Here is a 9,499-nt window from a genome sequence, read left to right as displayed (position 1 = left end):
CTGTAGTGGCCATGGTTTGCGCACTTTTATGGTTGCCTATGTGAAATGTCAACAGACCCTAATGTTTTTTAATAAAGAAATACAAAGATTACCTATTTACTGGACTCTATTAGGAAATCAAAAGGGAACCTGAGCGTTAACTTGACGGTGCCTTCGAGACAGTTACTCGACCTTAAAGCGAACCAGATTGGAATCTTTGGTCGACACTATAACCCAAACTTTTCTATTTTCGGCAAAGTCAATTAAAGCACTTAAAAATTAGTTAGAAATAATCATTTTGTTCTATAATTACTCTTACTAACGAATCAAATTAAAAAATAAAATGCCATCAACAGTAACACTAGATCAATTAGTAAATAATTATTTGCCTAAAAAACACCTTAATGAGGCACTTAACTTTAATGCGACACAGGGCATCGCTGAATTCAAACATTCCTACTAATGAACCGCGGCAAGCCGCGGGGAATACTAGTTGAAAATACTACTTCGAAAGCAGAGCTTGATAAACTTGTGCAAGAACTTAAATCAAAGCCTGAGTATAAAATACTGGAAAAAGGTCAAGGAATAGCAACTAAGGTGTTTGGTCTTGAAACTTCATCAGTAAAAGCCTTTAACAAAATGGTAGACGAACAAGGCAAAAATTTATCAAAAAAAGAAAATAAAATGAAGTAAGGCCCGGCATTAAAAAGCCAGGGTTGTACAATTTTATTGAATGAACTTGGGGAAACGGCAGCGTTTTCGAGATTACAGCAACAACAGGTGCCTGCGCGCAATCATCACATTTTTAGTGTTGATAGTTCAAAAATCAATGTGCCTCATGAGTTGCTTGATACTGGTTATAAAGCGCCGAACAAAAAACAATATTATCCTCAATGAGTAATAAGCACCTTGTATCACCTTGGTAGTGGCCTGATTTATGATGGCATACTTGGTTCAGACCAAATAAAATATAAAAGCAAGAAACATGGTTATGATGTTGAACTTAATCCCATTGAGCTGCGCCTGATTAAATATACGATAGATGATTCACAATTTACTTAGCCCATTAATCAGATGACTCTTTATTTTTCGCCGGCATAGGAGCAAATTTTTTAACAAGCTGATTCGCCTCTTTTAAATCTTGAGCAGATAATTTAGCTTTCAAGGCTTTGAGTTCTTTAATAGCATATTCATTTTTATTATTTGCAGCAAGTTTTAACCAAGCATACGCAGTAACCCAATTCTGCTCTACGCCTAAACCCGCTAAATACATATAACCTAATTTAGCTTGTCCTAAAGGCTCTCCTTGAGTCGCGGACTTAGTGAACCAAAATACGGCTTGCTCATAATCTTTATCCACCCCAGTCCCTGTAAGTAACAATTGACCTAATTCTGCTTGTGCATCCGCTTCTCCCGCCTGAGCTGCTATCTGATACCAATAAGCGGCTTTTTTTGGATCAGCCTGAACACCATAGCCCTTAAGATAATAAAAAGCCAAATAATTAGCTGCTCTAATGTGCCCTTGATTTGCCGCTTGTGCAAACCAATTAAACGCAGCGCTATCATCAGCAACAATGCCAGGCTCTTGGCCGGTATATAATAATCCCAGACTGTATGCGGCCTTGGCATCCCCTTGTGCAGCAGCCTTTTGATACCAATACAGCGCTTTATTCACATCTTTAGGTGTGCCTATACCCATAATATAAGCATAGGCCAGGTTAACTTGTGCCCTTGAGTATCCCTGCTTCGCTGATTTATTAAACCATTGTAATGCCATTTTATTATTGGCTTTGACACCATCGCCAGTAGAATACATTAATCCTATATTTCGCTGAGCAATAGGATTACCTTGCTTTGCCGCTTTCATATACCAATGAAAAGCTTCGGTATAATTTTGCTTCACGCCCGCCCCTAAATCATAAAGAAAACCCAAGCTGAGCTGCGCTAGTGCATTATTTTTTTCCGCTGCTTTTTGATACCAATTCAGTGCTTCTGTCTGATTTTTAGCAACTCCCTCGCCGTATTGATACATCCGCCCTAATAAGTACATCGCCTCAGGATTACCATCCCGTGCGGATTGCATTAAGTGGGGATAAGCAGTGGTGTAATCTCCATTTTCAAAAGCAGAAAAACCAACAACTTCGTCTGCAAACGCAGTATTCATCACGAATAATGCCGCTAAAATTAGACTGCGCATACCGACTCCATTTCGGTTATCTTATCTAAAATAGTAGAATATAGAATCAACAAAGCAAGAAATTGAACATATTTAACTAAAAAAGTGAAGATCCATAATTTACTTCTATTCGAACCGCAATATAGGCTGGGGAAAGAGCAACATGGGTTTTTGGAGCGCATGGAATGCCCAGGAAGACACGCAAACACGTTGGGGTAATTAAATTACCTTCTGTGATCTCCACCATTTAGGATAAAGAGAAGAAATACCAAAATAGGCATGAAAAATTCTGTCAAAAATTTTTGAAAAAAATCATATTCTTATTTCCCCGACTGCCCCACATCGTTCACCCCGATTAGCCGCATAGCGGCTAATCGGGGTGAACAGTTACAATAAGTGAAACAATTAGTCTCGCTTATTATTTTTTGGCAACAGCTCTTCTGAGAGAGGTTCCTCAGTTGAAGCTTGTTGCGGCTGAAAAAATGCATTTTTATTAGAGGAAGTAATAATAACCCTCAGTTCCTTAGTAAAATCATTTTTCGGAAGTCGTTTAAAACAACGTTTTTCAGATTTAGTTTTTAACAAATTATCAATTTGTAGTTCATCCCCCCTTCGCATTAACTCATGGGAACTGTTTCCTGAAAGCGGAGTTCCATAGCAATCTAATAATTTCGTTGCACGCGCAGATACCGATTGATGAACATTGACGGTGTGAGTACTTTGACCTTCGTTAAATAAACCTTGTATTGCAGTACCCACATAAAGGATGTTCTTATTAACAAATTGCACAACCGCGGCTTGGCCTTCAAGTACATTATTTCTATGTTGTGCTGCAATCTGGATAATGTGATGAAATTGCTCTGCCGTTAGTTCATAAGTTGTTATTCTAGACCAGAGATCTCGCGTAGTCGGGCCAAATAAAATAGCAGAATAAGTGGACAAGGCATCAAAATTAGCCTGTGCTATCTCACCCGTTAATAAATCGGCATCGCTCAGTAGAGCAAGCGCATTAACAAGAGCATATGGAGTCTGGTGTCCCGCTACCACATCTCGATTCGCCTGTGCTGCATCACCCGTTAATAAACCGGCCCGATTCAGTAGCGTAAGAACGGAAGCAACCGCAGATGGATCCAGGTGTCCCGCCACCGCATCAAAATTAGCCTGTGCGGTATCCCCCATGAATAAACAATCCAGATTCAGTATCCTAATGGCATCACCAAGTGCATCTAGGTTCTGATGCCGCATCATCTTATCAAAATTAGCCTGTGCGGCATCACCTCTTAATAAACCAGCATCGTTCAGGTAGATAAGAGAAGCAACCGTGCGTGAACGGATGCATCCCGCCGCCACCACGTCAAAATTAGCCTGCGCGGCCTCCCCCGTTAATAAGCCGGCCCAGTTCAGTAGATATAGGGCCGAAGCAAGCGTGCCGAGATCCAGGTGTCCCACCACCGTGTCAAAATTAACCTGTGCAGCATCCCCCGTTAATAAACCGGCTCGCTTCACTTGAATAAGGACATCAACAACTGCGTATTGGTAACGGTGTCCCTCCAGCGTGTTACGATTTGCCTGGGCAGCATCCCCCCTTAATAAACCCGACTGGTTCATATGGATAAGGGCCTCAGCAATCAAAGGTGGGTTCTGGTGTCCCGCCACCAAATCACGATTTGCCTGGGCGAAATCCCCCTTTAATAAACCAAATTGGTTTAGTCGAGTAAGGGCGTCAACAACCAAGAGTGGGTCTTGGTGTCTCATCACTGCGTCAAAATTAGCCTTAGCTGCATTATAAGTTAATAAACCTGACTCCTTCATTAAATAAAGAGCATTATCCAGGATTCTATTACGTTTAAGATATGTAGTAATATCTTGATCATCTATTCCTTCTAAGGTCAAAAGAATGAAATTAGTAGCCAATACATCGCGAAAATATTTTTTACCCCTATTACTCAAATTATTGCCCCGAAGGTCAAGGGTAGTCAGAGTTGTATTGGTTGCGAGTGCATCGGCAAGCACTTTAGCCTCCTCATCGCCCAGGTTATCATACCGGAGGTCAAGGGTGGTAAAGGTTGCATCGTTTTCCTGAATCCTTTTTAGTATTAATACATCTATTGGCATAATAATTTCCCTAGGGTGATTACAAGCCTGCCTTAGGATAGATAGCCCAAATAAATAAATTTTGTGGTCACATCAAACAGCATGAGCTGTTTTTTTAGGAGTAAACACAATGGATTATCGCCGAAGGAAGTGCCCTGATAATGATTAAATTGCTTAAATATTAATGTTTAAATGTTAACATTTTAGGCGTATTTATATCAAGGCACCTGTAGCAAAACAGGTTGTCTTATTTTGATTAATCGCTAAACCAAGCTCAAAGAACTGACGCCAACAATTGGGAAAACAACCACTAAACTTCCAATTTTTATTAGCGTAAATTTAAGGCATTTAACTTTTGAGTTTCCTATAGCCTCAAAAAGGCAACTTTCAGAAAGCCTGCTCGCCCAATTATTTGAGAGATTACTCCCCTGCCACCATCATTTTCTCAATTAAAACAGAACCACAGCGCATAGGAATATTCGGATTAATATCATTACCTACAGCAAGAATTGACTGAAACATTTCTTTCAAATTGCCAGCAATAGTAATTTCATCAACCGGAAACTGAATCACACCATTCTCCACCCAATAACCACTTGCACCACGTGAATAATCACCTGTGACACCATTAACCCCCTGCCCCATAAGCTCAGTGACTAATAATCCCGTGCCCATCTCGTTCAATAGCTCAGAAAGATCACCCGTCGTTGGATCAACAGTTAAATTATGAACCCCATCACTATTTGCTGTTGTTTTTAAGCCCAAGCGTCGTGCAGAATAACTACCCAACACATATTGCATCACGCGACCATTATCAACGATAAGATTAGGACGAGTAGGTACCCCTTCACTATCAAATGGCGAACTTCCTAACGCACCCAATAAATGTGGCTGTTCATAAATACGAATAAATTCAGGGAAAATTTGCTGTCCGATTGAATCCAGCAAAAACGTATTTTTTCGATATAGATTTGAACCACTAATTGCATTAATAAAACTTGCAAATAAGCCACTAGATACACGTGAAGAAAAAATAACAGGCGTTGTTTGGGTTTTGATTTGGCGCGCGCCCAGACGACTTAAAGCACGTTCTACCGCATTTTGTGCAATCACTAAGGGATCAACCAAATCTTTAGCATTGCGAACCGTAGTATAATCATAATCCCTTTGCATTTCCTCGCCTTCTGCAGCGATTAAAGAACAGCTCAAACCATGACGCGTACTATGAACAAACCCAAAACCACCATTGGTATTAGCAAAACCATGGTGTGATTCATAAGAAGAGACATTCACGCCATCTGAATTCGTAATACGCTTATCTAATGATAAAGCATAAGACTCACATTTTAATGCCAGATCAATAGCTTGCTGTGGATCCACATCCCAAGGATGAAATAAATCAAGATCAGGATGTTCTTTAGTCATTAATTCTTTATCAGCCAAACCAAAACAAGAGTCTTCTGCACTCACGCGCGCAATATCACAAGCCGCCTTAACCATGGTGCGCAAAGCTTCAGGAGAAGTATCCGTACTGCTTGCTCCCCCTTTACGCTGACCAATATAAACAGTCAAACCAACCCCTTTGTCTTCACTAAAAGCAACAGTTTCTACTGCGCCCATGCGAACATCTACCGAAAAACCGCGGTCATTATTTACCGCCACCATGGCATCGGTAGCACCTTCTTTTTTAGCAAGTTCCAGTACATCATTCATCAAACTAGTTAATTCTGTTATTGACTTATGTACTTCACTATTGTTATTTTGCGTTTTAATTTGCATAAGAGAGTCCGTGGTGTTGAATGATGCACATAAGGATACAATAACATGTCTTCGCAAACCAATGTTTATCCTGCAAACAAATCATATTTGTTTTATCTGCTCTTATTTCTAGTCAGTTTACTGATTCCTTTTTGTTCGTACTCTGCAGGAAATTGGCAGAAATTAAGTTCAGGAATTGAATATCAAGATCTTGCTGGGGGGCTACTGGCCCCGTGGTCACATATCTATGCATTTCGCATAGATCTCAAAAAAAATAAATTGGCAATTGTCAGCGCAAAATCTTTGGCGCTTAAAAATGCGTCGGCCGATCAATTTGGCGAACACAGCCAAGCATTGCTCAGTATTAATGGTGGTTTTTTTGATCACCAATTTAATCCACTTGGGCTGAGAATCAATAATAAGAAATTGGAAAACCCATTGAAACGAATCAGTTGGTGGGGAATTTTCTATGTAAAAAATAATAGAGCTTATATTTCCAGTCTGAACCGCTTTCATCATGATGACGATATTGATTTTGCCATGCAAAGTGGACCCCGATTATTAATTAAAAAGAAAATTCCGTCACTAAAACCAGGGCTTGCAGACCGTTCGGCATTAGGAATTACTGCGGATGGAAAAGTAATTATCCTGGTTTCAACCAATGCAGCAATGTCTACTAATAAATTGGCGCACTTGCTCAAGGCTCCTCCTTTATCCTGTACTGATGCAATTAATTTGGATGGGGGTAGTTCAAGCCAATTGTATGCGCATATAGGTACTTTTTTATTAAATGTTCACAGTTTTTCTAATGTGAGTGATGCAATTATTGTAAAAAAGACATAGAATCCGCCCCTTTCTGATAAAACAGGTAAGCCATAGTGCGCAACCTGCGAATTTGTATGAGATGATAAGAAATTTGTATAAAGAGAATTATCCATTAGATAAAGCCTCCTAATCGGCATGACTTTATCTCAAAATAGGCATCATCGAAAAAAAAGTGATAAACACACAAGTTATCCACAATATACTCCCAATTTGTTCTATTGACCAAAAGGCAAAAACACATTATCTTGTTATCACAACCTCATGAAGACCCTATATGTTGGGTTTTCTGCTATAATCTAAGTGACAGTGAATAAAATTCGCTCGACTGTTAATAACACAAACATACTACGTGGAGGAAAAATGTCCGCAATACTTGATCCGGTAAATGATGCGCCGTTAACAAGTCAACTGGAATTGACAGCTAATGCTCCTGGTGTGCTTAAAACAATAAAGCGTAACGGTAAAGTAGTGAATTACGATGAAAATAAAATCAAAGTCGCTGTTACTAAGGCTTTTATTGCGGATGAAGGCGGCACAGCCCCTACTTCTGATCGAATTCATCAACAGATCGAAGAACTCACTCGTCAAATCACTCAAGCATTTAAACGTCGTTTACCCAGTGGTGGCGCCATTCATATTGAAGACATTCAAGACCAAGTAGAGTTGGCATTAATGCGTAGCGGCCACTATAAAGTTGCCCGTGCGTATGTCCTTTATCGTGAAGAACACCGTAAAGCACGTCAATCTGAATTACAGCAACAAGCAAGTGACAGTAAAACCGTATTGATCACCATGCCCGATGGCGAATTAAGACCACTAGACATGGAACGCGTCACTACTATTGTTAATGAATCATGTCGTGATCTGGCTTATGTTACTGCAGAACCAGTAATTAAAGATGCCATGCGAAACCTTTACAACCAAGCCAAGTTTGAAGACGTGCATAAAGCGTTAATTATGGCGGCACGTACTCTGGTTGAAAAAGAACCGAATTATACCTACGTTAGTGCCCGTTTATTATTAGACAGCTTACGGATAGAAGCACTTAATAAATTAAACATCAAAACAGATGCAACCTTTGATGAAATGTCTGCACTGTATCCTTCTTACTTTAAGACCTATATTAGCCACGGTATCAATCAAAACATGCTGGATGTAAAAATGGCTGATTTTGATTTAGACAAATTAGGTAAGGCATTATTACCAGAACGTGATATGCAATTTACTTATTTAAGTCTGCAAACACTCTATGACCGTTATTTTATTCATGATCACGGTGTGCGTTATGAATTACCCCAAGCATTCTTTATGCGTGTTGCAATGGGCTTAGCAATGCGTGAACAGAATAAAGAAGAAAAAGCCATTGAGTTTTATCTCTTAATTTCTTCTTTCGACTACATGTCATCGACACCAACCCTGTTCAACTCAGGTACTATTCGCCCACAATTATCCAGTTGCTACTTAACCACTGTCCCTGACCATTTAGATGGTATTTACAGTGCAATCAAAGACAACGCCCTACTTTCTAAGTTTGCAGGCGGCCTGGGTAATGATTGGACTCCAGTTCGTGCGATGGGTTCACACATCAAAGGAACCAACGGAAAATCACAAGGTGTTGTGCCCTTCCTCAATGTTGCCGATGCCACAGCCGTAGCAGTGAACCAAGGTGGTAAACGTAAAGGCGCCGTTTGTGCGTACCTGGAGTGCTGGCATAAAGACGTAGAAGAGTTCCTGGAGTTAAGAAAAAATACTGGAGACGACCGACGCCGTACCCACGATATGAATACTGCACTATGGATTCCTGATTTATTCATGATGCGCGTTCGTGAAGATGGCGAGTGGACATTATTCTCTCCAGACGAAGTACCTGAGTTACATGATCAATACGGTAAAGCGTTCGAAACGCTCTATAAAGAATATGAAGCCAAAGCAAGACAAGGCCTTATTACGAATGCGAAAACATTATCTGCAGTAAAACTGTGGCGCAAAATGCTGTCCATGTTGTTTGAAACAGGCCATCCATGGATGACATTTAAAGACCCATGTAACTTGCGTTCACCACAACAACATGCTGGTGTAGTTCATAGCTCAAATTTATGTACTGAAATTACGCTAAATACTTCTGAAGAAGAAATTGCAGTATGTAATCTGGGTAGCGTTAACCTTCCAGCGCATATTAAAAATGGCCAACTGGATAAAGAAAAATTAAAACGTACAATCACTACGGCGATTCGTATGCTGGATAACGTAATTGATATTAACTATTATTCAGTACCCCAGGCACGCAACTCAAACTTGAAGCACAGACCTATTGGTATGGGTTTAATGGGCTTCCAGGATGCCTTGTATGAGTTAAAAATTGATTATGCATCTCAAGAAGCGGTTGAGTTTGCTGACTCCTCTATGGAATTAATCAGTTACTACGCCATTGAAGCATCTTGCGATTTAGCAAAAGAGCGGGGCAGCTATTCAAGTTATGAAGGCTCATTATGGAGCAAAGGCATACTGCCAATTGATTCCATTAACTTGCTACAACAAGCACGTAACAAATACTTAGAGCAAGACCGTTCACAACGTCTGGATTGGGAAAGTCTACGGATCAAAGTACGTACGCAAGGCATGCGTAACTCCAACGTGATGGCTATTGCGCCTACAGCAACAAATCTC

6 protein-coding genes are annotated in these 9,499 nt (G+C 40.2%); 3 read left to right on the top strand and 3 right to left on the bottom strand.

The window, feature by feature from the left end; genetic code table 11:
* The first annotated feature begins 441 nt into the window (after positions 1-441).
* Positions 442-672 (top strand): hypothetical protein, encoded by a 231-nt coding sequence (locus LDG_RS03110; protein WP_040534277.1) that lies wholly within the window; start codon positions 442-444, stop codon positions 670-672.
* 373 nt (positions 673-1,045) lie between these two features.
* Here LDG_RS03110 and LDG_RS03105 read toward each other — a convergent pair whose 3' ends face one another.
* From LDG_RS03105 to pmbA, 3 genes are all read right to left on the bottom strand, one after another.
* On the bottom strand, positions 1,046-2,176 hold the full coding sequence (locus LDG_RS03105) for a tetratricopeptide repeat protein (RefSeq protein ID WP_006869674.1): 1,131 nt from the start codon (positions 2,174-2,176) through the stop codon (positions 1,046-1,048).
* Positions 2,177-2,560: 384 nt separating this feature from the next.
* Positions 2,561-4,270, bottom strand: coding sequence for a hypothetical protein (locus tag LDG_RS03100; protein ID WP_006869672.1), 1,710 nt, complete (start codon positions 4,268-4,270; stop codon positions 2,561-2,563).
* Positions 4,271-4,669: 399 nt separating this feature from the next.
* Complete coding sequence (gene pmbA / locus LDG_RS03095; protein WP_006869671.1) at positions 4,670-6,028, bottom strand: metalloprotease PmbA; 1,359 nt, start codon at positions 6,026-6,028, stop codon at positions 4,670-4,672.
* Between the two features lie 45 nt (positions 6,029-6,073).
* On the opposite strand from pmbA, the gene LDG_RS03090 reads away from it, so the two are divergent.
* Together LDG_RS03090 and LDG_RS03085 are read left to right on the top strand one after the other, a co-directional pair.
* Positions 6,074-6,850, top strand: a complete 777-nt coding sequence (locus LDG_RS03090) for a phosphodiester glycosidase family protein (protein ID WP_006869670.1) — start codon at positions 6,074-6,076, stop codon at positions 6,848-6,850.
* A gap of 342 nt (positions 6,851-7,192) precedes the next feature.
* Positions 7,193-9,499 (top strand): ribonucleoside-diphosphate reductase subunit alpha (locus LDG_RS03085; protein ID WP_040534275.1); only part of this gene is annotated, 2,307 nt, incomplete at its 3' end.

The sequence above is a fragment of the Legionella drancourtii LLAP12 genome (assembly GCF_000162755.2).
GTDB classification, from domain to species: Bacteria; Pseudomonadota; Gammaproteobacteria; order Legionellales; family Legionellaceae; genus Legionella; species Legionella drancourtii.
The sequence above is the reverse complement of the archived record's forward strand: the minus strand, read 5'-3'. Positions and strand labels throughout refer to the sequence as shown.

Excerpts from the sequence above, each read along its gene's own strand:
- LDG_RS03100 (WP_006869672.1), bottom strand. The coding sequence starts at position 4,270 with ATGCCAATAGATGTATTAATACTAAAAAGGATTCAGGAAAACGATGCA.
- LDG_RS03090 (WP_006869670.1), top strand. The coding sequence starts at position 6,074 with ATGTCTTCGCAAACCAATGTTTATCCTGCAAACAAATCATATTTGTTT.
- LDG_RS03110 (WP_040534277.1), top strand. The coding sequence starts at position 442 with ATGAACCGCGGCAAGCCGCGGGGAATACTAGTTGAAAATACTACTTCG.
- LDG_RS03105 (WP_006869674.1), bottom strand. The coding sequence starts at position 2,176 with ATGCGCAGTCTAATTTTAGCGGCATTATTCGTGATGAATACTGCGTTT.
- pmbA (WP_006869671.1), bottom strand. The coding sequence starts at position 6,028 with ATGCAAATTAAAACGCAAAATAACAATAGTGAAGTACATAAGTCAATA.